General features: G+C 58.6%; 17 protein-coding genes, 2 tRNA genes and 3 rRNA genes. 9 read left to right on the top strand and 13 right to left on the bottom strand.

Translation table 11 applies throughout. The annotated features are described in order from the left end of the window. Positions 1 to 30 precede the first annotated feature (30 nt). Complete coding sequence (locus QR290_RS12945; RefSeq protein ID WP_289205106.1) at positions 31 to 750, bottom strand: PA1136 family autoinducer-binding transcriptional regulator; 720 nt, start codon at positions 748 to 750, stop codon at positions 31 to 33. Beyond that, positions 747 to 1,625 (bottom strand): glyoxalase III HchA, encoded by an 879-nt coding sequence (gene hchA / locus QR290_RS12940; RefSeq protein ID WP_289205105.1) that lies wholly within the window; start codon positions 1,623 to 1,625, stop codon positions 747 to 749. Before hchA ends, QR290_RS12945 begins: the two co-directional genes overlap by 4 nt. A gap of 167 nt (positions 1,626 to 1,792) precedes the next feature. On the opposite strand from hchA, the gene QR290_RS12935 reads away from it, so the two are divergent. From QR290_RS12935 to QR290_RS12925, 3 genes are all read left to right on the top strand, one after another. Further along, the gene (locus tag QR290_RS12935) at positions 1,793 to 3,652 is read left to right on the top strand and encodes an ABC transporter ATP-binding protein (protein ID WP_289205104.1); all 1,860 of its coding nucleotides are present in this window, start codon (positions 1,793 to 1,795) and stop codon (positions 3,650 to 3,652) included. A gap of 147 nt (positions 3,653 to 3,799) precedes the next feature. Continuing rightward, complete coding sequence (locus tag QR290_RS12930) at positions 3,800 to 4,633, top strand: oxidoreductase (protein WP_289205103.1); 834 nt, start codon at positions 3,800 to 3,802, stop codon at positions 4,631 to 4,633. Positions 4,634 to 4,654: 21 nt separating this feature from the next. Continuing rightward, positions 4,655 to 5,593 (top strand): AraC family transcriptional regulator, encoded by a 939-nt coding sequence (locus QR290_RS12925; protein WP_289205102.1) that lies wholly within the window; start codon positions 4,655 to 4,657, stop codon positions 5,591 to 5,593. Positions 5,594 to 5,603: 10 nt separating this feature from the next. Here QR290_RS12925 and QR290_RS12920 read toward each other — a convergent pair whose 3' ends face one another. The 9 genes from QR290_RS12920 to QR290_RS12880 form a co-directional block, all read right to left on the bottom strand. Beyond that, positions 5,604 to 6,737, bottom strand: a complete 1,134-nt coding sequence (locus tag QR290_RS12920; protein WP_289205101.1) for a GGDEF domain-containing protein — start codon at positions 6,735 to 6,737, stop codon at positions 5,604 to 5,606. A 116-nt stretch (positions 6,738 to 6,853) separates the two neighbouring features. Further along, on the bottom strand, positions 6,854 to 8,398 hold the full coding sequence (locus QR290_RS12915; RefSeq protein ID WP_289205100.1) for a class I SAM-dependent methyltransferase: 1,545 nt from the start codon (positions 8,396 to 8,398) through the stop codon (positions 6,854 to 6,856). A gap of 79 nt (positions 8,399 to 8,477) precedes the next feature. Further along, positions 8,478 to 8,933 carry a VOC family protein gene (locus QR290_RS12910; protein ID WP_115077444.1) on the bottom strand — a complete coding sequence of 152 codons (456 nt, stop codon included), beginning with the start codon at positions 8,931 to 8,933 and terminating at the stop codon, positions 8,478 to 8,480. Between the two features lie 124 nt (positions 8,934 to 9,057). Next, positions 9,058 to 9,173: ribosomal RNA gene (gene rrf / locus QR290_RS12905) — 5S ribosomal RNA — on the bottom strand. A 169-nt stretch (positions 9,174 to 9,342) separates the two neighbouring features. Then, positions 9,343 to 12,233 (bottom strand): 23S ribosomal RNA (locus QR290_RS12900). A gap of 244 nt (positions 12,234 to 12,477) precedes the next feature. Then, positions 12,478 to 12,553 (bottom strand) — tRNA-Ala (locus QR290_RS12895). A gap of 30 nt (positions 12,554 to 12,583) precedes the next feature. Continuing rightward, positions 12,584 to 12,660 (bottom strand) — tRNA-Ile (locus tag QR290_RS12890). 81 nt (positions 12,661 to 12,741) lie between these two features. Then, a 16S ribosomal RNA gene (locus tag QR290_RS12885) occupies positions 12,742 to 14,278 on the bottom strand. The 16S, 23S and 5S rRNA genes sit together here with 2 tRNA genes alongside, the layout of an rRNA operon. A gap of 642 nt (positions 14,279 to 14,920) precedes the next feature. Continuing rightward, the gene (locus tag QR290_RS12880; RefSeq protein ID WP_289205099.1) at positions 14,921 to 15,877 is read right to left on the bottom strand and encodes a threonine dehydratase; all 957 of its coding nucleotides are present in this window, start codon (positions 15,875 to 15,877) and stop codon (positions 14,921 to 14,923) included. 97 nt (positions 15,878 to 15,974) lie between these two features. On the opposite strand from QR290_RS12880, the gene QR290_RS12875 reads away from it, so the two are divergent. The 6 genes from QR290_RS12875 (at position 15,975) to QR290_RS12850 (ending at position 23,467) form a co-directional block, all read left to right on the top strand. Then, positions 15,975 to 16,847 (top strand): helix-turn-helix transcriptional regulator, encoded by an 873-nt coding sequence (locus tag QR290_RS12875; RefSeq protein WP_435875088.1) that lies wholly within the window; start codon positions 15,975 to 15,977, stop codon positions 16,845 to 16,847. Between the two features lie 160 nt (positions 16,848 to 17,007). Further along, complete coding sequence (yghU, locus tag QR290_RS12870; protein ID WP_289205097.1) at positions 17,008 to 17,847, top strand: glutathione-dependent disulfide-bond oxidoreductase; 840 nt, start codon at positions 17,008 to 17,010, stop codon at positions 17,845 to 17,847. Positions 17,848 to 17,938: 91 nt separating this feature from the next. Beyond that, positions 17,939 to 19,438, top strand: coding sequence for a glycolate oxidase subunit GlcD (gene glcD, locus QR290_RS12865; RefSeq protein ID WP_289205096.1), 1,500 nt, complete (start codon positions 17,939 to 17,941; stop codon positions 19,436 to 19,438). After that, a complete protein-coding gene (gene glcE, locus QR290_RS12860; protein ID WP_289205095.1) occupies positions 19,438 to 20,502 on the top strand; it encodes a glycolate oxidase subunit GlcE in 1,065 nt (354 codons plus the stop codon). Before glcD ends, glcE begins: the two co-directional genes overlap by 1 nt. A gap of 3 nt (positions 20,503 to 20,505) precedes the next feature. After that, on the top strand, positions 20,506 to 21,738 hold the full coding sequence (gene glcF, locus QR290_RS12855) for a glycolate oxidase subunit GlcF (RefSeq protein WP_289205094.1): 1,233 nt from the start codon (positions 20,506 to 20,508) through the stop codon (positions 21,736 to 21,738). Between the two features lie 958 nt (positions 21,739 to 22,696). After that, positions 22,697 to 23,467, top strand: coding sequence for a helix-turn-helix transcriptional regulator (locus tag QR290_RS12850; RefSeq protein WP_115077438.1), 771 nt, complete (start codon positions 22,697 to 22,699; stop codon positions 23,465 to 23,467). A 66-nt stretch (positions 23,468 to 23,533) separates the two neighbouring features. Here the strand turns inward: QR290_RS12850 and QR290_RS12845 are convergent, their stop codons facing one another. Both QR290_RS12845 and macA read right to left on the bottom strand, forming a co-directional pair. Next, positions 23,534 to 25,489: a MacB family efflux pump subunit gene (locus tag QR290_RS12845; protein ID WP_289205093.1), complete on the bottom strand. Its 1,956-nt coding sequence runs from the start codon at positions 25,487 to 25,489 to the stop codon at positions 23,534 to 23,536. 2 nt (positions 25,490 to 25,491) lie between these two features. Continuing rightward, the gene (macA, locus tag QR290_RS12840) at positions 25,492 to 26,640 is read right to left on the bottom strand and encodes a macrolide transporter subunit MacA (RefSeq protein WP_289205092.1); all 1,149 of its coding nucleotides are present in this window, start codon (positions 26,638 to 26,640) and stop codon (positions 25,492 to 25,494) included. Between the last annotated feature and the right edge of the window lie 39 nt (positions 26,641 to 26,679).

The following is a 26,679-nucleotide window of genomic DNA, read 5'->3' as shown; positions in this document are numbered from 1 at the left end:
TTCAAGCACGGGACCGGCAGAGTGAGAACCTCACCCCTTTATTTCACCCTTGCGAATGGCAATCTTGATGGCCTGGGCGGTGGTTGCCACGCCCAGATGCCGACGGGCCGAACGCAGGTGATTTTCCACCGTGCGCCCGGACAGACCGAGGGTGGCAGCGATGTCGGCCTGCCGGCGACCGGCAGCGACCCACGCCAGCACTTCGCGCTCGCGGGTCGAGAGTTTTCCGGCCGTCTCGTCCCGCGGCGCTTCGAGCAAGCGTCGTGCGGAGTAAAACGCCACCGAAGCGAGCATGCCCAGCGCCAGACGAACCCGCGCGGAAGCATCGATCTGCTCGCCACCCAGACTCATGGCGCCCTCAAGCCCTCGCGGGCCGAAGACCGGAATCTGCAAGCCATGCACGCCCGGGCCGCTTGGCAAGCGAACCACCCGATAGAGTTCACCGCTCTGCTCCTGCACTTTGCTCCAGAAGAACGATTCGCGGGTGTCCAGCAGATGGCGAGTCACGGGGCAGCGCTGAACGTAGGTCTGGGCGTCGACAGCGATGCCGTCGCCGAACCAGTCGCCTTCCACCCAGTAAATGCGCTCGACCACATCCTCCGCCGTCGAGGTGGCAGAGAACAGGACGAATCGATCGTAACCATAAGCCCCCGCAAAACTGCGGACGGCCTTCTGGATTGCCACCAGCGTGGGCGCCGCCTCGATGTCGAGGGCGGCGCGCAAGAGTGCTTCGGCAGGTCCGGGGCTCACCCCGACGTGACCTCTTTCAGGAGCGCGGCCGCCGCCAGTTTGCCCAGCGCGTTGCCTGCCAACGGACTGTCACCGGTCAGCAGTTTGCGATCCTGAAGCGTGGCCCCGGAAATGCCCTGGTTGGTGATTTCCACACCAAGTGCCTGCAACTGCTCGCCGAACTTCCAGGTCAGGTGGCCGGGCATGTAACCGATGTCAGGGGTTGTCGCGTCCAGCGCATCGGGAAACGCGCAGATCCGGTAGCCGTTGAAGATGCACGAGTCTTTTGTTTCACCGAGGCCGGCCGCCAGCAACGCCGCCGGGCCGTGGCACAGGGTAATGACGAATTTGTCCTTGGCGACGGCCCATTGCAGGACCTTCTTCACGTCCTCGCTTTCCGGCAGGCCAATCAGCGCACCGTGCCCGCCGGGAATGAACACGCCGATGTAGTCCGAGTCCTCGCCGAGCGCGTCCTCGATCACCTGGGACAGCTTGAGCGGACGCTTGAACTGATCGCGGTATTGCTCGTAGAAGCCCTTCACTTCAGCGTCTTCGGAGGGCATGGCCCAGAATTCGAACTTGACCGGATTGCCCGACAGCGTCGCGACCTCGAAGCCGAAACCGGCCTTGTCGAGGTGATACATCGGCAGCAGGGTTTCAACCGGGTGATTGCCCGTGGAAAACATGGTGCCGTTGTCGGTCAACAGATAGCGCTCGTCGGCGCCGATCATCAGGATCTTCCAGCGCCCGCCCTTGTAGCGATTGGGGTACTCGGCATCACTGAGGTCGGATTTGGGCGAAGTGAACTGGCTAAGGGAATACGGCGAGGGGAAAAACGCGTTGTCCTCAGCCGGATCGGGGGTTGGGCGCTTGTCGTCAGTCTGCGTGGTAGCCATGGTGCTCTCCATCGAAGGGGTCGATTGCCGAGCCCCATGCTAGTAACGCGGCGGTGTTCCGGCAATGAGGGTTTTCCCTCAACGAGAACATGCCCGGGAACCTGCAAACCCTCAAGAGCGTCGTTAAATGGCAGAATCCCCGCAATTGATCGTTTCGGAGACCCACAATGCTTCGCCTGTTTGAACAACGGCTCGACCCCTTCCCGCCCGACGAAGCGCCGCCACCGCCGGTCGGTCTGGCGCGATTCCTGTGGGCCTGCACCCGCGGCGCTCGTGGTTATATCCTCGCGCTGGCGCTGCTCAGTGCCGGTGTGTCGATCTACGAAGCCTGGTTGTTTTCCTTTCTCGGTCAGGTCGTGGACCTGCTCTCGGCTTGGCAGGCCGGCGGCGATGTGAACGGCCAGGAGAGCCGCGTGCTGTGGGGCATCGGCATCGTATTGCTGACCAGCGTCGGGCTTGTGGCGCTGCGCACTATGGTTCAGCACCAGGTGTTGGCGATCAATCTGCCGCTGCGCCTGCGTTGGGATTTTCACCGGCTGATGCTGCGGCAGAGCCTTTCATTCTTTTCCGATGAGTTCTCCGGCCGGGTCACGACCAAGGTGATGCAGACGGCGCTGGCCGTGCGCGAGGTGCTGTTCACCGTTATCGAAATCGCACCGGGCATTGGCGTCTACTTCATAGCGATCATCGCCCTGGCCGGCGGTTTCGCCCTGAAGCTCATGCTGCCGTTCATTGCCTGGGTCGCGCTGTTCGGGCTGGCGATGCTGTATTTCGTGCCACGCCTGGGCCAGGTCGGGCAGGAACAAGCCCATGCGCGGTCATCGATGACGGGCCGGGTTTCGGATGCCTACACCAACATCACCACGGTGAAACTGTTCTCCCACTCCAAACGTGAAGCGCACTTTGCGCGGGCGGCGATGGAGGACTTCAAACAGACCGGTTTTCGCCAGATGCGTCTGGTCAGCCAGTTCGAAATCGTCAATCAGGCGTTGGTGGTCGGGCTGATCATGGGCGCCGGCGGTTACGCCTTGTGGCTGTGGCATCAGGGCGAAGTCGGCACCGGGGCGGTGGCGGCAATCACGGCGATGGCGTTGCGCATCAACGGCATGTCGCACTGGATCATGTGGCAGATGACGTCGCTGTTCGAAAACATCGGCACGGTGCAGGACGGCATGGGCACCCTGACCCGTGGCCCCAAGGTCCAGGATGCGCCGGACGCCGGCGTATTGGTGCCTTCCGGCGGTGCGGTGACTTTCGACAACGTCAGCTTCAACTACAACGGCGAACGCCAGGTGCTCGACGGCTTGAGCCTGAGCATCCAGCCGGGGGAAAAAATCGGTCTGGTGGGCCGCTCCGGTGCCGGTAAATCCACGCTGATCAACCTGCTGCTGCGCTTTTATGACGTCGATCGCGGCGAGATTCGCATCGACGGGCAAAACATCGCACAGGTGACACAGGACAGCCTGCGCAGCGCGATCGGCATGGTCACTCAGGACACGTCCCTGCTGCACCGCTCGATTCGCGACAACATTGCCTACGGCCGACCGGACGCGACCGACGCGCAAATCCAGCGCGCTGCGGCCAACGCCCAGGCCGACGGCTTCATCAACCAGTTGAGCGACCGTCAGGGCCACACCGGCTACGACACGCTGGTGGGCGAGCGCGGCATCAAGCTTTCCGGTGGCCAGCGCCAACGGATCGCCATCGCCCGGGTGATGTTAAAGAACGCTCCGATCCTTCTACTGGACGAAGCTACCAGCGCGCTGGATTCAGAAGTCGAAGTCGCGATTCAGGAAAGCCTCGATGAAATGATGCAGGGCAAGACCGTGATCGCCATCGCCCATCGACTGTCGACGATTGCGGCGATGGATCGACTGATCGTCATGGATGAGGGGCGCATCATCGAGCAAGGCACCCACACCGAACTGCTGGCGAAAAACGGCACCTATGCGCGGCTGTGGCAGCATCAGAGTGGCGGGTTTCTGGGTGAGGATCAGGGCGTTGCCGAGGCGATGGATCAGGCGTGAGTCATGGTCACGTAGGTCAGCCCCGCGATATGGATTGCGGGGCTGATCGCCGCTGAGAGGATTAGGCAAGGCTCAAAGACAAACCGGCATAGGTGAACGATTTCTCGCTGGCTACCATGACGTCACACCTGATTTGCGGAGTACGTCATGCACAACACCAAAACCCTCTTCATCACCGGCGTCAGCAGCGGCTTCGGCCATGCGCTGGCCAAAGAAGCGCTGGCCGCCGGACACCGTGTCATCGGCACCGTGCGCAGCGAAGCTGACCTGCAAGCCTTTCGGGCGCTGTCCATCGATAACGCGTACGGCGTGCTGCTGGATGTCACGGACTTCGACCGGATCGAGAGCGTCGTGGCGACCGTCGAAGCGACCCACGGCCCGGTCGATGTGCTGGTCAACAACGCGGGCTACGGGCACGAAGGCATTTTCGAAGAATCGCCACTGGAGGACATGCGCCGCCAGTTCGACGTGAATGTGTTCGGCGCGGTCGCCGTGACCAAAGCGTTTGTGCCGTTCTTTCGCCAGCGGCGGGCGGGCCATATTCTCAATATCACGTCGATGGGCGGCACGATCACGATGCCGGGAATCGCGTACTACTGCGGCAGCAAGTTTGCGCTCGAAGGCATCTCCGATACGCTGAGCAAGGAATTGGCGCCGTTCAATATCTTCGTGACTGCCGTCGCACCGGGTTCATTTCGGACCGACTGGGCCGGGCGCTCGATGCAGCGCACGCCCCGCAGCATCGCCGACTATGACGCCAGCTTCGATCCGGTGCGCAAGGCGCGCGAAGACAAGAGCGGCAAGCAGCTCGGCGATCCGCAGAAAGCGGCGCAGGCGATGTTGCAGATCATCGCCTGCCCTGCTCCGCCCGCGCATCTGTTGCTGGGCAGCGATGCATTGAGCCTGGTGCGCGACAAGCTGAAACGCGCCACCAGCGAGATCGATCAATGGGAAACGCTGACCCGCTCCACCGATCATTGAACGGCTCACAGAGAGAACCCAATGAAACAGGCCGACCCAGGCACTTCGCGCATGGTGCAGTTGATGGAAACGCTGGCACCGGTCGAAGGCTATAACCTCAGTGCACTGGAGGGCGTGCGCTTCCTGCGATCGAACCGGCCACTGACCCGCACGCCGGTTCTGTACGACCCCGGCATCGTGATTCTCTGTCAGGGGCAGAAGCGCGGTTATCTGGGCGATGACGTCTACGTCTATGACGCCCAGCATTACCTGGTGGTGTCGGTTCCGATTCCCTTCACCATGGAGACCGATGCCTCTGCAGACGAGCCGATGCTTGCGATCTATATGCAGCTCGATTTCCAGGTGGCCAGCGAGTTGATGCAGCAGGTGGATGAGGTCTACGGCCCGAGTGATGCGCCACCCAAGGGCATGTTCGCCTCGCCGATGGACGACCGCCTGCGCGCATCAACACTGCGTTTTCTCGAAGCCATGAGCAATGCGGGCGAGGCGCAAATATTGGGGCCGTCGCTGTTGCGGGAAATCTATTACCGCATCCTGACCGGCGAGCAAGGCGGCTCGATGCGCGCAGCGCTCAATCGACAGGGGCACTTCGGCAAGGTGACGCGGGCGATCCGCAAGATCCACAGCAGCTATCAGGAACGCCTGGATGTCGAGCAACTGGCCCGCGAAGCGAGCATGAGCGTGCCCAGTTTTCACCTGCACTTTCGCAGCGTGACGGACGCGTCGCCCATGCAATACCTGAAGTCGACGCGCCTGCATCAGGCTCGACTTTTGATGTTGCGCCACGCCATGACGGCGTCAGCGGCGGCGTTCAGTGTCGGCTATGAAAGCGCTTCGCAGTTCAGTCGTGAGTTCAAACGCTTCTTCGGCAGGACTCCGCAGGCGGAGATCGAGTGGATGAAGGCAACCTATGCGTTGCCTGCACCGACGTCGCCTTCGGTTTATGTTTCTTCGCATTGACGCGAGTCGACTAAACCGGCTCGGCCACCGCGATCTGATTACGTCCCAAAGCCTTGGCGCGATACAAGGCCTTGTCGGCATTGTTCATCAAACTGTGAAGATCCGAGTCTTCGCTCTGCATCGAGGCAACGCCCAGACTGGCGGTGATGCGATGAACCGGGCCGGTCATGATCCTGGGCATGGTCACAATCAGGTTTTCCAGCAGCTCCAGCGCTACCTCGATCGAGGTGTCCGGAAGCAGGATCGCGAACTCTTCGCCACCTAATCGGCCATGCACATCGGTGTCCCGAAAATACGTACAGATGATGCTCCCCATCTGCTGCAGAACACGATCCCCGACCTGGTGGCCATAGGTGTCATTGATGTGTTTGAAATGATCCATGTCCAGCATGACGGCACACAGGTTCGACTGGCGTCGCCTGCACTCATCGAACAGTTGCTGCGCCCGCTCGAAAAACGCCCGCCGATTGTTCAGGCCGGTCAGCTCGTCGGTCCGCGCGGCAAGTCTGGAGATATTGTGCGCCCGCTCCATTTCCCGGGTCAGGCGAAAGGCCGCCTCCAGCGCTTCAGTCATTTTGCGCGTCGCACGGGCGACGAACGAGGCGAAGACCAGGACCGCCAGCGCCATTCCCACCTGAAGCGTGGACGGTTGAAACAACAGCCAGAACGTACACGGCAGCAACACCAGCGCCATGGAGACCAGTGTCATGTATCGATAGGCCGAATAACAGGACACCGCGCTGACCGACATCCCGACCGTGAAGAGCATGACCAATGCCTGGGCCAACAGGTCGTCGGCCGGCATGATGATCAACGCACCTGCGCCCCAGATGCCGGCGGACAGCACCAGGGTCGCCCAGTATTTGCGCTCCCAACGCTTGGGTGTCCGCTCGCTCTCATCGCTGCGAAACCAGGCGACAAACATCGAAACACGCAACAACGTAGACGCCGTCAGCAGGCCGAGCCACCCGAAAATGCAGGCATGCTCAAAACGATCCCAACACAGCCCGCAGAGCATGAGCGCTGCCAGGTAGCTGCCGACAACGGCTGAAACGGATTGGCGAAACAACTGATGCAATCGATCAGTGTTGACCTGCTCGTCGATCGAAGCGCCCTGCTCATGCCGAAGATCTGATAATTCCATTCGATCCACCCAAGCCTGACTGCAACAAAAATCCGACAGAAGCCCATTCCGGCGACGCCATGATACGAAGGCGCCAGAATCCCGTCCTGACGCCTGTCCTGCATCAAATCCCGTGCCTAAACGATCTTCAGCGCCTTGAGATTGACCAGCGTGCTCTCGGCAAACGCTTGGGCCTGCTCGGTCAGTTCGGCAAGGTTTTCTTCGGCGGTGGTCAGGGCCCTGCCATCCTTGAGAAGACCTTCGCCCTGGCCACCGATGATGCCCCATGCCAGTTGCGCCCATTCAGCCGGGTGTTTTTTGCCTTGCTTGATCGATATCAGGAACAACTGCTGGAAGCGGCTGACCGTCACGCCACCACCGGTCACCGGACTCGCCAGGGTCTGAATCTTGTTGCCATATAACGAACGCTTGCACAGCTGCAGGTTGAGGGTGTTGCAGCGGGCCTGCACCAGCTTTTCGGCTGCCTCGCTCTGGCAGGGCGCCACGGCCCCCATGCCGATCAACACGTTGAGGGCCTGCTCCACATCGCCATAGGCCAATGAGGGAACGAGATCCAGCAAATGCCGCAAGGTCTTCGGCACATAAGCGTCATCCGCCAGTGCTGAAAGTACCGGACCATAGATTTCTGTCTGCAAAGTGGCTGCGCCTGCCGGACCGGTGACGTTGGCCGGTACGCTTTCTGCCGCCTGCAACAGAACGAAACGCGTGCTGAGCATACGCTCGCGGTGCTCGGAAGCGGACAGTCTGTTGGCGCCGCGTACGTAAAGGTCCCGACGGAAACTCTGGTTCACAAAGTAGTCACGCGCCTGCTCACGCATGACGGGATGCTCGATACCTTCCAGAAAGTCCATGCCTTCGGCGCTCAGGTTGAGCGGGTCGACGGAGTCCAGTGGCACGGCTGTCGTGGCGTAATCGAGCTTGGCGGGCGCCAAGGCATCAACTACGTCAGTGAAATACATGCAGTTCCAGTCGCGATTGAAATACTCATGGGCGACGTACTGGCGGTCCTGGCCTTTGATGCTCTGAAGCTTGGCATCCAGCCCAGGTGCCGAGTTGGCATATTTAGGATTAGCAGCCAGCAACGCTTCGGAAAACTGCAGCGCAGCGTCGATACGTTGATCAGGACGTGCAGAGGCCTGACTGGCGAACCGGTCGTGCAGACTGAACAGTTGGCGCAAAGGTGCCTGAGGTGACCAGCCCGGGAAGCAGTTGTAGCTGACGTAGAGCAGACCACCAGGCTTAAGATGGCGACGGACGAATTCCACGATCAGCTTGTGGTTGTCTCGACTGACCCAGGTCCAGATGCCATGCAGGCTGATGCTGTCGAACTGAGGCAAGTCATGGCGGGCCAGCAACTGCTCGAAGCTGTCGTCAAACAGTCGCGCATCGCTGCCCCAGTCTCTGGCCAGAGCGATGGCGTGGGACGCCTGCCCCGGGTGAAAGTCGGTGCCGACATAGGAGCCCGGATTGCCTGCGGCATGGATGTTGATCGAAACGCCCTGACCGAAGCCCAGTTCACAGTGGAAACCCTCGGTACTCTCCAGCGTGGAGAAACCGCGCAGCAGCAGACAATAACGCTGGAAAACCGGATTGATTTCCCGGCTATACCCGTAGGTGTAGCCTTCGTCCGTGAAATATCCTTCGTTCCAGGCATTGCTCATGCGTGCACCCTTTTCTTATATCGGAAGTGAAAGTCGCTCTTATACGGGGTAGTCGTGGCGTATCACAAGAGGAAAAACGTCAGGCAAACGCGTCCTTGATAAACGCCTCCAGCGTTTTTTCTTCGAGGATTTCGATCGAGAAGTGCCCGAAGCGTTTGGGCAACCAGATGATGCGCGCCCCTGCCGGCGATTTCAGGTGTTCGCGGGCCAGCGGTTTACCGTTTTCATCTTCTGGCTGCACACCTTCGGCGACCAGTTCGTCGTAGGCTTTTTCGATGTCGGGAGTCGAATAGCAGTGACGGTAGATCATGCCCTCGCCCGAGCTATCCAGGAGCTCCCGCAGATTCCCGGCCAACGGCTGGACCAGCATGAAACGCTCCTGCCCGATCAACGCAATCGCATAGCGCACATGCAAGCCGCCCCGCTCCCACACCTGTGTCCTGGAGATTCTCGCCTTCAATATCCGCGCGTAGTACGCACAGGCTTCTTCGAGATTATTGACGAGTACATCGACGTGACTGAACTTGAGTTGCATTGCCTGCCTCCTGCGGAACGGACGCTCATGGTAACCATCAACGTGCTCGCTGACGCGAGCAAAAACTTTCCTGCGGGCAAAACAAAACCCCAACTGCTTTCGCAATTGGGGTTTCGGAATTTAATCTTGACGATGACCTACTCTCACATGGGGAAACCCCACACTACCATCGGCGATGCATCGTTTCACTTCTGAGTTCGGGATGGGATCAGGTGGTTCCAACGCTCTATGGTCGTCAAGAAATTCGGGTACTGAGTCGTGGCCGGATGGCCTCGCTTCAGCAAATTGGGTATGTGACAGCTTTCGGTGTTTTGTGAGCATCGAACTTTCGGTTCATTGCGTCTTCACACACCGCAATCTGGCCTCTTTCGTTTTTTCAACTAGGAGCATCAGATTGCTTGGGTGTTATATGGTCAAGCCTCACGGGCAATTAGTATTGGTTAGCTCAACGCCTCACAGCGCTTACACACCCAACCTATCAACGTCGTAGTCTTCGACGGCCCTTCAGGGAACTCAAGGTTCCAGTGAGATCTCATCTTGAGGCAAGTTTCCCGCTTAGATGCTTTCAGCGGTTATCTTTCCCGAACATAGCTACCCGGCAATGCCACTGGCGTGACAACCGGAACACCAGAGGTTCGTCCACTCCGGTCCTCTCGTACTAGGAGCAGCCCCTCTCAAATCTCAAACGTCCACGGCAGATAGGGACCGAACTGTCTCACGACGTTCTAAACCCAGCTCGCGTACCACTTTAAATGGCGAACAGCCATACCCTTGGGACCGGCTTCAGCCCCAGGATGTGATGAGCCGACATCGAGGTGCCAAACACCGCCGTCGATATGAACTCTTGGGCGGTATCAGCCTGTTATCCCCGGAGTACCTTTTATCCGTTGAGCGATGGCCCTTCCATACAGAACCACCGGATCACTAAGACCTACTTTCGTACCTGCTCGACGTGTCTGTCTCGCAGTCAAGCGCGCTTTTGCCTTTATACTCTACGACCGATTTCCGACCGGTCTGAGCGCACCTTCGTACTCCTCCGTTACTCTTTAGGAGGAGACCGCCCCAGTCAAACTACCCACCATACACTGTCCTCGATCCGGATAACGGACCTGAGTTAGAACCTCAAAGTTGCCAGGGTGGTATTTCAAGGATGGCTCCACGCGAACTGGCGTCCACGCTTCAAAGCCTCCCACCTATCCTACACAAGCAAATTCAAAGTCCAGTGCAAAGCTATAGTAAAGGTTCACGGGGTCTTTCCGTCTAGCCGCGGATACACTGCATCTTCACAGCGATTTCAATTTCACTGAGTCTCGGGTGGAGACAGCGCCGCCATCGTTACGCCATTCGTGCAGGTCGGAACTTACCCGACAAGGAATTTCGCTACCTTAGGACCGTTATAGTTACGGCCGCCGTTTACCGGGGCTTCGATCAAGAGCTTCGCGTTAGCTAACCCCATCAATTAACCTTCCGGCACCGGGCAGGCGTCACACCCTATACGTCCACTTTCGTGTTTGCAGAGTGCTGTGTTTTTAATAAACAGTCGCAGCGGCCTGGTATCTTCGACCGGCGTGGGCTTACGCAGCAAGTGCTTCACCCTCACCGGCGCACCTTCTCCCGAAGTTACGGTGCCATTTTGCCTAGTTCCTTCACCCGAGTTCTCTCAAGCGCCTTGGTATTCTCTACCCAACCACCTGTGTCGGTTTGGGGTACGGTTCCTGGTTATCTGAAGCTTAGAAGCTTTTCTTGGAAGCATGGCATCAACCACTTCGTCGCCTAAAGGCAACTCGTCATCAGCTCTCGGCCTTGGAATCCCGGATTTACCTAAGATTCCAGCCTACCACCTTAAACTTGGACAACCAACGCCAAGCTGGCCTAGCCTTCTCCGTCCCTCCATCGCAATAACCAGAAGTACAGGAATATTAACCTGTTTTCCATCGACTACGCTTTTCAGCCTCGCCTTAGGGACCGACTAACCCTGCGTCGATTAACGTTGCGCAGGAAACCTTGGTCTTTCGGCGTGGGTGTTTTTCACACCCATTGTCGTTACTCATGTCAGCATTCGCACTTCTGATACCTCCAGCAAGCTTCTCAACTCACCTTCACAGGCTTACAGAACGCTCCTCTACCGCATCACTTACGTGATACCCGTAGCTTCGGTGTATGGTTTGAGCCCCGTTACATCTTCCGCGCAGGCCGACTCGACTAGTGAGCTATTACGCTTTCTTTAAAGGGTGGCTGCTTCTAAGCCAACCTCCTAGCTGTCTAAGCCTTCCCACATCGTTTCCCACTTAACCATAACTTTGGGACCTTAGCTGACGGTCTGGGTTGTTTCCCTTTTCACGACGGACGTTAGCACCCGCCGTGTGTCTCCCATGCTCGGCACTTGTAGGTATTCGGAGTTTGCATCGGTTTGGTAAGTCGGGATGACCCCCTAGCCGAAACAGTGCTCTACCCCCTACAGTGATACATGAGGCGCTACCTAAATAGCTTTCGAGGAGAACCAGCTATCTCCGAGCTTGATTAGCCTTTCACTCCGATCCACAGGTCATCCGCTAACTTTTCAACGGTAGTCGGTTCGGTCCTCCAGTCAGTGTTACCTAACCTTCAACCTGCCCATGGATAGATCGCCCGGTTTCGGGTCTATTCCCAGCGACTAGACGCCCTATTAAGACTCGCTTTCGCTACGCCTCCCCTATTCGGTTAAGCTCGCCACTGAAAATAAGTCGCTGACCCATTATACAAAAGGTACGCAGTCACAGAACAAAGTCTGCTCCCACTGCTTGTACGCATACGGTTTCAGGATCTATTTCACTCCCCTCTCCGGGGTTCTTTTCGCCTTTCCCTCACGGTACTAGTTCACTATCGGTCAGTCAGTAGTATTTAGCCTTGGAGGATGGTCCCCCCATATTCAGACAAAGTTTCTCGTGCTCCGTCCTACTCGATTTCATGACTAAGAGACTTTCGCGTACAGGGCTATCACCCACTATGGCCGCACTTTCCAGAGCGTTCCGCTAATCTCAAAGCCACTTAAGGGCTAGTCCCCGTTCGCTCGCCACTACTAAGGGAATCTCGGTTGATTTCTTTTCCTCAGGGTACTTAGATGTTTCAGTTCCCCTGGTTCGCCTCTTGCACCTATGTATTCAGTACAAGATAACCATCTTATGATGGCTGGGTTCCCCCATTCAGACATCTCCGGATCAAAGTCTGTTTGCCGACTCCCCGAAGCTTTTCGCAGGCTACCACGTCTTTCATCGCCTCTGACTGCCAAGGCATCCACCGTATGCGCTTCTTCACTTGACCATATAACCCCAAGCAATCTGGTTATACTGTGAAGACGACATTCGCCGAAAATTCGAATTTCTCAATTAAGAGAACTCACAAATTTTACCTTAGCCTGATCACCACCAGTGAAAGTGGCTTTCAGTCTATCTTTCTATCACATACCCAAATTTTTAAAGAACGAACCAGTCAAAGACTAGAAATCAACATTCACCATCAACTCGATGGAATGCTCATTTCTAAGCTCTTACTTCAGAAGCAGTAGTGGTGGAGCCAAGCGGGATCGAACCGCTGACCTCCTGCGTGCAAGGCAGGCGCTCTCCCAGCTGAGCTATGGCCCCGTATTTCTACAGGCGTTTCCCACACAAAATTGGTGGGTCTGGGCAGATTCGAACTGCCGACCTCACCCTTATCAGGGGTGCGCTCTAACCAACTGAGCTACAGACCCAATTTCGGGCTGCTTCTTTCGTCTTCTTCAATGAATCAAGCAATTCGTGTGGGAACTTATGGAGCAGCTGATGTCGTCGATTAAGGAGGTGATCCAGCCGCAGGTTCCCCTACGGCTACCTTGTTACGACTTCACCCCAGTCATGAATCACACCGTGGTAACCGTCCTCCCGAAGGTTAGACTAGCTACTTCTGGTGCAACCCACTCCCATGGTGTGACGGGCGGTGTGTACAAGGCCCGGGAACGTATTCACCGCGACATTCTGATTCGCGATTACTAGCGATTCCGACTTCACGCAGTCGAGTTGCAGACTGCGATCCGGACTACGATCGGTTTTATGGGATTAGCTCCACCTCGCGGCTTGGCAACCCTTTGTACCGACCATTGTAGCACGTGTGTAGCCCAGGCCGTAAGGGCCATGATGACTTGACGTCATCCCCACCTTCCTCCGGTTTGTCACCGGCAGTCTCCTTAGAGTGCCCACCATAACGTGCTGGTAACTAAGGACAAGGGTTGCGCTCGTTACGGGACTTAACCCAACATCTCACGACACGAGCTGACGACAGCCATGCAGCACCTGTCTCAATGTTCCCGAAGGCACCAATCCATCTCTGGAAAGTTCATTGGATGTCAAGGCCTGGTAAGGTTCTTCGCGTTGCTTCGAATTAAACCACATGCTCCACCGCTTGTGCGGGCCCCCGTCAATTCATTTGAGTTTTAACCTTGCGGCCGTACTCCCCAGGCGGTCAACTTAATGCGTTAGCTGCGCCACTAAGAGCTCAAGGCTCCCAACGGCTAGTTGACATCGTTTACGGCGTGGACTACCAGGGTATCTAATCCTGTTTGCTCCCCACGCTTTCGCACCTCAGTGTCAGTATCAGTCCAGGTGGTCGCCTTCGCCACTGGTGTTCCTTCCTATATCTACGCATTTCACCGCTACACAGGAAATTCCACCACCCTCTACCATACTCTAGCTCGCCAGTTTTGGATGCAGTTCCCAGGTTGAGCCCGGGGATTTCACATCCAACTTAACGAACCACCTACGCGCGCTTTACGCCCAGTAATTCCGATTAACGCTTGCACCCTCTGTATTACCGCGGCTGCTGGCACAGAGTTAGCCGGTGCTTATTCTGTCGGTAACGTCAAAATTGCAGAGTATTAATCTACAACCCTTCCTCCCAACTTAAAGTGCTTTACAATCCGAAGACCTTCTTCACACACGCGGCATGGCTGGATCAGGCTTTCGCCCATTGTCCAATATTCCCCACTGCTGCCTCCCGTAGGAGTCTGGACCGTGTCTCAGTTCCAGTGTGACTGATCATCCTCTCAGACCAGTTACGGATCGTCGCCTTGGTGAGCCATTACCTCACCAACTAGCTAATCCGACCTAGGCTCATCTGATAGCGCAAGGCCCGAAGGTCCCCTGCTTTCTCCCGTAGGACGTATGCGGTATTAGCGTTCCTTTCGAAACGTTGTCCCCCACTACCAGGCAGATTCCTAGGCATTACTCACCCGTCCGCCGCTGAATTCAGGAGCAAGCTCCCTTCATCCGCTCGACTTGCATGTGTTAGGCCTGCCGCCAGCGTTCAATCTGAGCCATGATCAAACTCTTCAGTTCAAACATCTTTGGGTTTTTAAGAAACCCTAAACTTGGCTCAGCAATCGTTGGTTACATCTTTGATTTCTCGCGGAGTAACTTGTGATGCTGATAATCTTGTTGACTATCAGTCTGACTCCACAAGCACCCACACGAATTGCTTGATTCAGTTGTTAAAGAGCGGTTGGTTAAGATCTTTCGTCTCAACCGAGGCGCGCATTCTACAGCAGCCTCATTTGCTGTCAAGTGATTATTTTCAGAAGCTTTCGAAGATTTCTTCAACAACTTCAACCACTTGCGCTTCCGATCTCTCGTTAGCGGGAGGCGAATTCTACAGCGTTACACGCTGCTGTCAACACCTCTTTTTCTCCGCTTTCGACCGAGAAGATCGAACCGTTGAAAGCGCCAGAACCAGCCGGCATTCCCAACTCCTTCCAGGCTTCGATGAACTGAAGCGACCAACCTTCGAAACCTACTTAACTCATTGAATCTCAAGGAGTTTTCCGTTTCGACTGCGCCGGAAGTGGGGCGAATTATAGAGACTCAGAATCTGCCGTCAACCCTTAATTTGCGTTTTCTATCAACATAAGGAAAAACGCCGCCTCTATATAGACGCGAACGTATCGCTGTCACTGAATGACGACCCCGCCAACACATCAGCAATCAACCAATCACCTTCGCATACACCGAACGGTCAATATTCCCCCCGGACAGAATCAGCCCGACCTTTTTCCCCTGCATCCTTCCGCGCTCCTGCATCAACGCAGCCAACGCAGAGGCACCCGCGCCCTCTGCAAGGTTGTGAGTGTCGGTGTAATACACACGCATGGCCTCGGAGATCTCGCCTTCGCTGACCGAAACGATCCTCGCCGCTCCTTCCTTATAGATGTCGAACGCCTGCGCAATCGGCTTGCGCACCGCCAGGCCATCCGCGAACGTATTCGCCGAAGCGGTTTCGCAGATCATGTTCGCGTCGAACGACAGCTTGGCAGCCGCGGCCTCCGTCGACACAACCCCCACCACTTCAGTATTCAGTCCTAGAGCGTCGCGGGCAGCGATCACACCACAGATCCCCGATCCGCAACCGATGGGCACGTAAACCGTATCCAGATCCCGCGCCGCACCGAACAGCTCCAGCGCATACGTCGCCACACCCTTGACCAGTTCAACGTGAAAAGGCGGCACCAGAAAAAGGTCATGCTCCTGTGCCAGGCGTGCCGCCTCTTCACGCGCCTCGTCAAAATCGCGCCCGTACTCGACCACCTCACCACCAAATCCGCGCATGGCATTGTTCTTTTCCAGCGAATTGCCCTGCGGCACCACGATCAACGCTTTCAGGCCCACGGCCCGCGCGGCCAGCGCCAGGCTCTGACCGTGATTGCCACGCGTCGCAGAGACGATGCCTTTGACGGCGGGATGTTCACGACGCAGCCAGTGCATGAAGGTGATACCGCCGCGCACCTTAAAGGCGCCGGTCGGCGTGTGGTTTTCATGCTTGACCCAAATAGTGCAGCCCAGTCGCTCGGCCAGCAACGGCCAACAGTATTGGGCGGTAGCCGGCATCACCTGATAAACCTGGCGGGCAGCGTTCTCGATGTCGTCGCGAGTGAGGGCGTGCATATAAATGGCTCCTTGGACTTTGGCCCAGTCTAGGCACGGACGCATCACATCGGCTTTCAAAAAACAGACCTGACTTTTATACGCGCCCTTCACTACTATGGCGTTCATGAGCCTTCGAAACCGTCGCCCCTCCCTAATCGTCGCTGAGCCGATACGTCGTGTCGAAGTCGGCCCGTGGGCGATCGAGTTGCTACCGGGCGCAGCCTACTCGGCGCGGTACGTGGCGACGCAGTCAGCGATCGGCTTTGCCTTCGACAGCCAGCGCGGCGTGCACGCCATCGGTAGTGACCGGATACGTCCCTTCGATGCAATGCCCAACGGTCTGGCGTTTGTTCCAACTGGGTGTGACGTGTACTCGGAGTCGCCCATGGGTGGCGAGTATCTGCGGGTGATACGCACCGACGGCACAGCATTGGCCGGCGACCAGGCGTTCAACAATTGCATCGACCCGCAGGCCATCTACCTCGCGGCCCGAATGCGCAGTGCACTGCTGCACGCCTCTCTGGAGGATGACTGGGAAAGCTGGGCGCTCGGTCTAGCCGAACGGGTTGAGGGCCATGAGAGCGCAACGCATCTGGGCTCAATCACCGGCAGCCGCATGCGCCTGCTGGATGAATTCATCGACGCCGGCCTCGGCAGCCCTCTCGGCGTCCCGGCGATGGCGCAACTGCTGGAGTTGTCCGAGGGCTATTTCATGCGCGCTTTCAAACAGGCGACCGGCAAAAGTCCCCACAGTTACCTGATCGACAGACGACTGGCCAAAGCCCGAGCGTCGATGCGCGATACAACGGACAGTCTTTCGCAGATCGCCCTCGCCTGTGGCTTTAACTCACAGGCGCATATGACCACAGCCTTCAAGCAGCGTCTCGGCGTGAGTCCGGCGCAACTGCGCAGTGATTCGCGCCAAAACCCTGCCACCGGCAAACAACGTTCTTCTATAAAGAAGAAGCAGCCACCTGAGACGTCTTGAATGACAAAAGCCCGGCAATACGTCTGTAGCCGATCAACGCTTTTCAGCGAACCCCCAGTGGCATTCAAACGCCCTTCTATGGTGTTCTGTTCGACAAGAGTCTGGCACGCTCCCTGTCCGGCTCACGTCATTGCAGCATACAACCGATGAGGTCCGTTTCATGAGCAAGGCGCCCTACGCTCCACCCAAAGTCTGGAAACACATCGCTCCGTCCGGCGGCCAGTTCGCCAGCATCAATCGCCCGATTGCCGGGCCGACGTACGACAAGACGCTGCCGCTCGGCAAGCACCCGCTGCAACTGTATTCGCTGGCCACGCCCAACGGCGTGAAGGTGACCATCCTTCTGGAGGAGTTGCTGGCGCTCGGACATTCCGGCGCCGAATACGACGCCTGGCTCATCCGCATCAACGAGGGCGACCAATTCTCCAGCGGTTTTGTAGAGATCAATCCGAACTCGAAAATTCCGGCACTAGTGGATCGCAGCGTAGAACCGGCCATTCGCGTATTCGAATCCGGCTCGATACTGCTCTATCTGGCAGAAAAATTTGGGGCCTTCCTGCCCACCGACCTGGCGGCACGCACCGAAACCCTGAACTGGCTGTTCTGGCAAATGGGCTCGGCGCCGTATCTGGGCGGCGGTTTCGGGCATTTCTATGCGTACGCGCCAGAAAAGCTCGAATACCCCATCAACCGATTCACCATGGAAACCAAGCGGCAGCTGGATGTTCTCGACCGCCGCCTGAGCGAAAGCCCTTTCCTCGCCGGCAACGACTACACCATCGCCGACATCGCGGTCTGGCCGTGGTACGGACAATTGGTGCGAAACAACGTGTACTCCGCCGCCGAGTTTCTTTCTGCCCATGAATACACCCACGTGCAGCGCTGGGCGCACGAGATTGCCGAACGGCCTGCGGTAATTCGCGGCCAGCGTATCAACCGGACATGGGGCGATGAAGCCAGCCAGGTTCCGGAGCGGCATGAAGCAAGCGATCTGGACTAAAGTTCGCTGACACCACACAACGCCTGCACAGCTCAGGCGTTGTGTACTTCACACCCTTCTCAGGCCGTCTGCCGACGCATCGTTAGAATCCATGAACATTCTCTACGACGAAAAGGTCGACGGCGTTTTGCCCGACGTCGACAAAGCCGCACTCTTGCAAGCCCTGCATCGCCAGTGGCCGGATCTTGAAGTCCTGCATCAGCTTGAAGAACTCAAGCCGTATGAATGCGATGGCCTCTCCGCCTATCGCACCACGCCGTTGCTGGTGGTACTGCCACGGCACATCGATGAAGTTCAGGGCGTGTTACGAATCTGCCATGAACGGCAGGTGCCGGTGGTGGCCCGGGGCGCCGGGACCGGCTTGTCCGGCGGTGCCCTGCCGCTGGAAAAAGGCGTGCTGCTGGTGATGGCGCGCTTCAACAATATCCTGCAGATCAACCCCGAAGCACGCACCGCGCGGGTTCAACCCGGCGTGCGCAACCTGGCGATTTCTCAGGCCGCTGCGCCGTTCGGGCTTTATTACGCGCCTGATCCTTCCTCGCAAATCGCCTGCTCCATCGGCGGCAATGTGGCGGAAAACGCCGGCGGCGTGCATTGCCTCAAGTACGGCCTGACCGTTCACAACCTGCTCAAGATCGAGATCCTTACCGTGGATGGCGAACGCCTGACGCTCGGGTCGGATGCGCTGGATTCACCCGGTTTCGACCTGTTGGCGCTGTTCACCGGCTCCGAAGGACTGCTCGGGGTGATTACCGAAGTCACGGTCAAACTCTTGCCCAAACCGCAAACCGCCAAAGTGCTGCTGGCGGCGTTCGACTCCGTGGAAAAAGCTGGCCGCGCAGTGGCCGACATCATCGCGGCCGGCATCATTCCCGGCGGCCTGGAGATGATGGACAACCTGGCGATCCGCGCCGCCGAAGACTTCATCCACGCCGGTTATCCGGTAGACGCCGAAGCCATTCTGCTCTGCGAACTCGATGGTGTTGAAGCCGATGTCCACGATGATTGCACGCGGGTCCGACAAGTGCTCGAGCACGCCGGCGCTACCGAACTGCGCCAGGCCCGGGACGAAGCCGAGCGCGTGCGGTTCTGGGCCGGACGCAAGAATGCCTTCCCCGCCGTGGGCCGGTTGTCGCCGGACTATTACTGCATGGACGGCACGATCCCGCGCCGCGAGTTGCCCGGCGTACTGCACGCGATAGCGCAGCTTTCAGCCGAATATGGCTTGCGGGTCGCCAATGTATTTCACGCCGGCGACGGCAACATGCATCCACTGATTCTGTTCGATGCCAATCAGCCCGGCGAACTGGAACGAGCCGAAGCGCTGGGTGGCAAGATCCTCGAACTGTGCGTGAAGGTCGGCGGCAGCATCACCGGCGAACACGGTGTGGGCCGGGAAAAAATCAACCAGATGTGCGCGCAGTTCAATCGTGACGAGCTGACCCTGTTCCATGCCGTGAAAGCAGCCTTCGACCCCGGAGGACTTCTCAATCCCGGCAAAAATATTCCGACCCTGCATCGCTGTGCCGAATTCGGCGCCTTGCACGTACACCACGGGCAACTGCCCTTCCCCGAACTGGAGCGGTTCTGATGGGTGAAACCAAGGATTTCGATGACAGCGCCGCGCTGCTCGAACAGGTCAACCGTGCACTGGAAAACGCCACGCCGTTGCGCATCCAGGGGGCCAACAGCAAGGCGTTTCTCGGACGCATCGTCGGTGGCGAGATTCTCGACACCCGCGCCCATCGCGGCATCGTCAGCTACGACCCGACCGAACTGGTGATCACCGCGCGCTGCGGCACTCCGCTGGCAGAACTGCTGGCAGTGCTGGACGTCTCGCAACAGATGCTGGCGTGTGAACCACCCGCCTTCGCCAACGACGCAACGGTCGGCGGCATGATCGCCACCGGGCTGTCCGGGCCGCGTCGGCCCTGGTCGGGATCGGTGCGCGATTTCGTGCTGGGCACGCGGATCATCACGGGACATGGTAAACATCTGCGCTTCGGTGGCGAAGTCATGAAGAACGTCGCCGGCTACGATCTGTCACGTCTGATGGCCGGCAGTTACGGTTCGCTGGGAGTCATCACGGAAGTCTCACTCAAGGTGCTGCCCAAACCGCGTGCGTGCCTGAGCCTCAGCCTGCAAATGTCCGGCGAACAAGCTTTGCTGCGCCTGGCCGAATGGGGCCAGCAGCCGTTGCCGATCAGCGCTGCATGTCACGATGGCCGGCAATTACGCTTGCGTCTGGAGGGTGGCGAAGGTTCAGTGGCGGCCGCCCATGATCGCCTTGGCGGCGAGCTGATCGACAATTCGCTCTGGGCCGACCTCAACGAACAACGCCTGGACTTCTTCGATGAAGACCAACCGCTCTGGCGCCTGTCCGTACCGCTCAACACACCGCCGCTGAACCTGCCCGGCGAGCAGTGGCTCGACTGGGGTGGAGCGCAACGCTGGCTCAAATCGACGGCCGAAGCGTCGGTCATTCGCAAAGTGGTCAGCGACGTCGGCGGGCATGCGACCTGCTACAGCCACGGGCTGATCGACGAACCGTTCCATCCACTGACGCCCGCCCTGCTGCACTATCACCGCCAACTCAAACGACAACTCGACCCCCGGGGCATTTTCAACCCCGGGCGTCTGTACGCGGAGCTTTGAGCCATGCAGACCACCCTCAGCCCGCAAGCCCGGCAACTGCCCCGCGCCGAAGAGGCCGAAAGCATTCTGCGCACGTGCGTTCATTGCGGATTCTGCAACGCGACCTGCCCGACTTATCAATTGCTCGGCGATGAACTGGACGGCCCACGCGGGCGCATCTACTTGATCAAGCAGGTGCTCGAAGGCAACGAAGTCACGGCAAAAACCCAGCAACACCTGGACCGTTGCCTGTCGTGCCGCAACTGTGAAACCACCTGCCCTTCCGGCGTGGATTATCACAACCTGCTCGACATTGGCCGCGCGGTTGTCGACGCTGCCGTCCCACGCCCGCTAGGGCAGCGCCTGTTGCGTGAAGGTTTGCGAAGCATCCTGCCCAATCCGCGGTTGTTCAAAGGGTTGGTCAATGGCGGTCAGATGTTCCGGGCGCTGCTGCCCGATGCCTTGCAAGACAAACTGCCACGCAACGCGGTGATGCCTGCATCACGTCCCGTCATCCGCCATGCACGGCAAGTGTTGATGCTGGAGGGATGCGTGCAGCCGGGCTTGTCACCCAACACAAATGCCGCAGCGGCGCGGGTGCTGGATCGTCTGGGCATCAGCGTGATTCCGTCCCGCGAGGCTGGTTGTTGCGGCGCGGTGGATTATCACCTCGACGCCCAGGCCACTGGCCTTGACCGCGCCCGCCACAACATTGATGCGTGGTGGCCGGCCATCGAACAGGGTGCCGAGGCGATCGTGCAGACCGCCAGCGGTTGCGGTGCGTTCATCAAGGAATACGGGCATATGCTCGGCGCCGATCCGGTCTACGCCGAGAAGGCAAGACGTGTCAGCACGCTGGCCCGGGATCTGGTGGAAGTGCTGAGCGACGAACCGCTCGAATCCCTCGGCATCCACGCTGATCAGCGCCTGGCCTTTCACTGCCCCTGTACTTTGCAGCACGCGCAGAAACTTGGCGGTGCGGTGGAGTCGGTGCTGTCTCGACTGGGCTTCAACCTCACGGCTGTACCGGACGCACATCTGTGCTGTGGCTCGGCGGGCACCTACTCGCTGACCCAGCCAACACTGGCCCGGCAACTGCGCGACCAAAAGCTCAACGCCCTGGAAAGCGGTCATCCGGATGTAATCGCCACCGCCAATATTGGCTGCCAGGCCCACCTCGACGGTGCGGGGCGCACGACGGTCAGGCACTGGATCGAGCTGGTGGATGCCGCGCTGCCTTCGGTTACCGAGACGTAGGATCGCCGGCGGCTGCCAAAAAAGGGGCGAAAAAAAACCGCCTTTGGGGGGCGGTTTTTCGGTAAGCCTCAGTTTGCGGCTGGGCTTGATGCATCTCACGGACAGCACTGACGTAGCGGAATACTATTTATCTTTGGCTTTCGTTGCAACGTTATTTTGCATGTGTATTGAATGTCGTTATGTGAAGCCAAGGGCGGTCTTGACGGGCACTCAGAAGGCCTGATCATGCTGACAGAAATAACGAATTACAAAACTTGTCAGGTCTTTATCCAAGATCCTCAAAATCCCGTCATAAGACAGGTTAGTATGCGGACGCTCACTCGACAGTGCATACGTGAGGTTTGGCTGGAACCATAATGGTTTCATGCCCTTCGACACGGTTTTGCACCCGTGCCGGAATGATGGCTCGGAGGGATCACAACCGGCCGCCTCACGGACAGCACTGACCTGTCTGTCCGAAGGCACACATGATCCGGTAAGTGCGCTGGAGGTTTGGCCCCCGACCTGGAGGCCAAAACGTATGAAGCTGTTGCTGCGTACGCTGAGCCTCGTATGGAGATCGTTTCAAGCGTTCCGCTTTTACGAATTCCTGCGAGACCATTTCAACGACCTGAAATAACCGGTCGTTGATGCGGGAAGAAGCCCGCTTCAGTTTCAGCTGAAACGGGCTTTTTTATGCGCGTTAATAGCTGTCATAAGTAGGACTTCCCTGAAAGTCTCTGTAGGACATTTCATTAATCACTTCGAAGACCTACGAACTTATTACCGCGACACGGGCAGCACCCTTCGCGCCACACCACTCACCCCGGTTATGAGCTAATAGCCCCTTCATTAAACCGTCGCTCAAACGTTGTACTAGGATAGGATCCAATTTCCCGATTTGTGGTCGCCGGCCCAGGACATCAGCCGGAGAGTCGGGAAAGCGCAATTCCCCCATTGCTACTCATGGATGAAACACATGAACTCACATCTGTTCCCTCACATCGGCAAAGTCATCGCCAGCACCGGCAGCCGGCATTTTCCGCGAATGCTGCATGACCTGATCCTCACCCAGCTGGCCGTGGATGCCACACATATCCGGCAGATGCGCGTAGAGCCGGTCGGACGTGCGCAACCGCGCACGGAGCCTGAATGCCCCAAAGAGGCGGCACTGACGGCCGAGACGGTGTACTCCGAACTGAGTACCGATCCCGGCAACAGTGACCTGCCCACGCCAGAACCCTCCACGGTCACCGATGCTTCGCAGTTGCACTTGACCCGACGCAAGGACGGTTACCGTTATGTGATTTCCGTGTACCGCTGCGGGCCGTCGAAGCGCTTTTCCGCCCGGGAGCGCAGCCTGTTGCAGGATATCTCCCCGGTGTTGCTGCCGATGGTGGAAAAGCACATCCACGCGCTGCAGCCGGCGAATGCGGATCCCGAGGCGCAAGCCGCAGCGACCGAAGCCTCGCTGCAAGGCCTGGAAACCCTGCGATTGCGCTTCTGCGAGCGCGTGCAGCAACTTGGCTTGAGCCTGTCCAACCGTGAAATGGAAGTGTGCGTCGGCCTCCTCGCCGGCCGCACCGCGCCTGAACTGGCCGAGCAGTTGCAACTGAAGGTCAACACCGTCGAGAGCTACCTCAAGCGCGCTGCCATCAAACTGGGGATCAGCGGCCGCCATTCGCTGATGCGCTGGATGTATTCACCTGAAGACTGCCCGGCCGCCTGCGATCCTTCCAACGCGGCCTGATCGTTCACGCGCCTGTAAATAAACCGCCGCCCTTGCCAAGGACGGCGGTTTTTTCATGCCCGCCGCTCAGTCCCGCGCCAAGGCCTCGATCGGGTCGAGCCGCGACGCATTGCGCGCCGGCACAAAGCCGAACACGATGCCGATCAGCGTCGAGCAGATCACCGCTGTCAGCACAGAAGTCAGCGAGAACACCATTTCCCACTCTTTGATGAACAGCGAAAACAGGTGACCGATCGCGTAACTAAGAGAGATACCGATAGCGCCACCCAGCAAACAGACCATCACCGCCTCCACCAGAAACTGCTGACGAATGTCCGACTGCCGCGCCCCCACTGCCATGCGAATGCCGATTTCGCGGGTACGCTCGGTGACCGACACCAGCATGATGTTCATCACCCCGATGCCGCCCACCACCAGCGAAATCACCGCAATCAGCGACAGCAACAGTGCCAGCGAGCGGCTGGTTTTCTGCACGGTCTGCATCACGCTGTCGAGGTTGTTGGTGAAGAAATCCTTGGTGCCGTGACGCTGCAGCATCAATTTGTTGACGTTGTCCTCCACCACCTTGCTCGGCTGGCCGTCCTTGATCCGCACGCTGATGCTGTCCAGATAACGCTGGCCCAACAGCCGCCCGGCTGCGGTTTCATAAGGCACCCAGACGTTGAGCGACTTGCTCGACGAGAAGATGTTCTTGTTCTCCGCCGCCACGCCAATCACGGTGCACGGCAAATTGCCGATCAGGATCACCTGCCCCAGCGGATCGACTCCCTCACCGAACAACCGTTGGTGGGTGTTGTGATCGATCACCACCACCTGCGCCTGGCGCCGGGCATCGCTTTCGCTGAACGGGATGCCCGACTCCATCTTGATCCCGCGCACCTGAAAGTACAGATCGCTGACGCCGTTGACCTGGGCATCGAGGTCGATGTTGCGATAACGCAGCAATAGATTGCGCCCGACCACCGGCGTGGCGCTGTCGACGTAATACAGCTGATTGAGCGCCGTCACATCCGCCGGTACCAGGGTTTCGATGGCCGCCGAACGACTGTCGCCGAAACTGGTGCCGGAATAGATATCGATGGTGTTGCTGCCGATGGCCTGAATGTCCTTCAGCACATAGCGTTTGGCCCCTTCGCCGATGGCCGAGATCGACACCACCGAGGTGATGCCGATGACGATCCCGAGCATGGTCAGCAAGGTACGCATCCGATGAGAGATCAGCGCGACCCAGGCCATGTTGAAGGCCTCCTTGAACAACCCGAGGCTGGCCACCAGACGCCGCGCTGCCGTGGACTTGGGGACCGCGTCCTCATTGGTCAGTGCCGTGGTATCGCGCTCGTTGTGGCGATCGCTGAGGATTTCGCCGTCGCTGACCTCGATGATGCGCTCGGCATTGGCCGCGACCTTGGGGTCGTGAGTCACCAGAATCACCGTATGCCCGGCCGCGTGCAGCTCCAGCAGGATGCGCATCACCTCCTTGCCGCTGGTGGTGTCGAGGGCGCCGGTCGGCTCATCCGCGAGAATTACTTCGCCGCCGTTCATCAAGGCCCGGGCGATACTCACCCGCTGCTGCTGACCGCCCGATAGCTGGCTCGGACGATGCGTCAGGTGCCCTTCCAGCCCAAGGCGCGCCAACAACTCACGGGCCCGGGCATGCCGTTGTGGCTCCGGCGTGCCGGCGTAGATCGCCGGCATCTCGACGTTGTGCATCGCGCTCAGATGCGGCAGCAAGTGATAGCGCTGGAAGATGAAGCCGAAATAGTCACGACGCAGTTCGGCCAGCGCCTGATTGTCCAGATCCCGGGTTTCCCGGCCATTGATCTTGTAGCTGCCGGCCGTGGCGTAATCGAGGCAGCCGAGGATGTTCATCAAGGTCGATTTGCCGGAGCCCGAGGCGCCGATGATCGCCACCATTTCCCCGGCATGGATCGTCAGGTCGATGTTCTTCAGCGCCAAAAATTCACGGTCGCCCGCGGTGAAACTGCGGCTGATACCGGTCAGTTGCAGCAGAGGTTCGGTCATGCTCATGCCCCTGCCACTTTCGCCACCGGATCACCGATCACCACCCGGTCGCCTTCGGCCAGGCCGTCGTTGACCTGCACCTTGACGTTGTTGTTGATTCCGGTCTGCACATTGCGCGATTGCGCCTGGCCCTTGGCGTCCAGCACCCGCACCGGGAAACTGCCGTCGTGGTTGCGCGGCCCCAGTGCCGCCACCGGAATCATCAGCACCGATTTGGCGGTATCGAGCACCACCCGCACCTGAGCCGTCATGGAAATACGCAGGCGATGATCGGGGTTCGGAACCTCGAACAGCGCGTTGTAGAACACCGCCGTGTTCTGCTTCGGCGTGCCGGCGGGCGGGGTTTCCAGGAAGTTCTGCGGCGCAGGCTCGGTACCGCGCAGCTTGCCGTAATAACGTTTGTCCTCGCCGAGAATGGTGAAGTACACCTCCTGTCCCGGCGCGATGTGAATGACGTCAGCCTCCGACACCTGAGCCTTGACGGTCATGGTGTCCAGATCCGCGAGTTTGAGCAGGATCGGCGCCAGTTGGTTGGCGATCACGGTCTGCCCTTCCTGAGTCACGATGCCCACCACGTCGCCGTCGATGGGCGCGACGATCCGCGTGTAGGCCAGGTTGACCTTGGCCGTGTCGATCTGGATATGCGCGCTCTTGATCTGCGCATCCAGCGACAACAGATTGGCCTGCTGCACCTCGTAGTTGGATTGAGCAGTTTCGAAATCCTGCCGCGAGATCGAGGCGTCTTCTTGCAGATTCTGATAGCGCTCGTAGATCGCTTTGGTCTGTCGCAGCTGAGCCTGAGTCGCCCGGCGCTGTGCTTGCAGGTTTTCCTCGTCGACCTGCGCCTGACGCAAGGTGTTCTGCAACACCAGCGGATCGATTTCCGCCAGCCATTGACCCTTCTTGACCTTGTCGCCGACCTTGACCTTCAACGACTTCAACTGCCCCGAGACCTGGGCGCCGACGTCCACCTGCTTGATGCCTTCCAGCAATCCGGTGGCCAGCACTGCGTTTTCAATGTCACCGCGTTCGACCGTGGCAGTCAGGTATTGCGGTGCTTCGGCCGGCGCCTGCACCGTGTAAAACAGCAACCCGGCCACCAGCGTCAACGCGATACCCAGACCGACTTTGCGCAACTTCGACTGTTCCATAAATGACCACAATTCCGTTCAGGGTTGAGCCCGGCCAGC

Source organism: Pseudomonas fluorescens (assembly GCF_030344995.1).
Classification (GTDB): Bacteria; Pseudomonadota; Gammaproteobacteria; order Pseudomonadales; family Pseudomonadaceae; genus Aquipseudomonas; species Aquipseudomonas fluorescens_BF.
The sequence above is the reverse complement of the archived record's forward strand: the minus strand, read 5'-3'. Positions and strand labels throughout refer to the sequence as shown.

Coding starts and splice junctions, on each gene's coding strand:
- hchA (WP_289205105.1), bottom strand. CDS start 1,625: ATGGCTACCACGCAGACTGACGACAAGCGCCCAACCCCCGATCCGGCT.
- QR290_RS12935 (WP_289205104.1), top strand. CDS start 1,793: ATGCTTCGCCTGTTTGAACAACGGCTCGACCCCTTCCCGCCCGACGAA.
- QR290_RS12930 (WP_289205103.1), top strand. CDS start 3,800: ATGCACAACACCAAAACCCTCTTCATCACCGGCGTCAGCAGCGGCTTC.
- QR290_RS12925 (WP_289205102.1), top strand. CDS start 4,655: ATGAAACAGGCCGACCCAGGCACTTCGCGCATGGTGCAGTTGATGGAA.
- QR290_RS12920 (WP_289205101.1), bottom strand. CDS start 6,737: ATGGAATTATCAGATCTTCGGCATGAGCAGGGCGCTTCGATCGACGAG.
- QR290_RS12915 (WP_289205100.1), bottom strand. CDS start 8,398: ATGAGCAATGCCTGGAACGAAGGATATTTCACGGACGAAGGCTACACC.
- QR290_RS12910 (WP_115077444.1), bottom strand. CDS start 8,933: ATGCAACTCAAGTTCAGTCACGTCGATGTACTCGTCAATAATCTCGAA.
- QR290_RS12880 (WP_289205099.1), bottom strand. CDS start 15,877: ATGCACGCCCTCACTCGCGACGACATCGAGAACGCTGCCCGCCAGGTT.
- QR290_RS12875 (WP_435875088.1), top strand. CDS start 15,975: ATGGCGTTCATGAGCCTTCGAAACCGTCGCCCCTCCCTAATCGTCGCT.
- yghU (WP_289205097.1), top strand. CDS start 17,008: ATGAGCAAGGCGCCCTACGCTCCACCCAAAGTCTGGAAACACATCGCT.
- glcD (WP_289205096.1), top strand. CDS start 17,939: ATGAACATTCTCTACGACGAAAAGGTCGACGGCGTTTTGCCCGACGTC.
- glcE (WP_289205095.1), top strand. CDS start 19,438: ATGGGTGAAACCAAGGATTTCGATGACAGCGCCGCGCTGCTCGAACAG.
- glcF (WP_289205094.1), top strand. CDS start 20,506: ATGCAGACCACCCTCAGCCCGCAAGCCCGGCAACTGCCCCGCGCCGAA.
- QR290_RS12850 (WP_115077438.1), top strand. CDS start 22,697: ATGAACTCACATCTGTTCCCTCACATCGGCAAAGTCATCGCCAGCACC.
- QR290_RS12845 (WP_289205093.1), bottom strand. CDS start 25,489: ATGACCGAACCTCTGCTGCAACTGACCGGTATCAGCCGCAGTTTCACC.
- macA (WP_289205092.1), bottom strand. CDS start 26,640: ATGGAACAGTCGAAGTTGCGCAAAGTCGGTCTGGGTATCGCGTTGACG.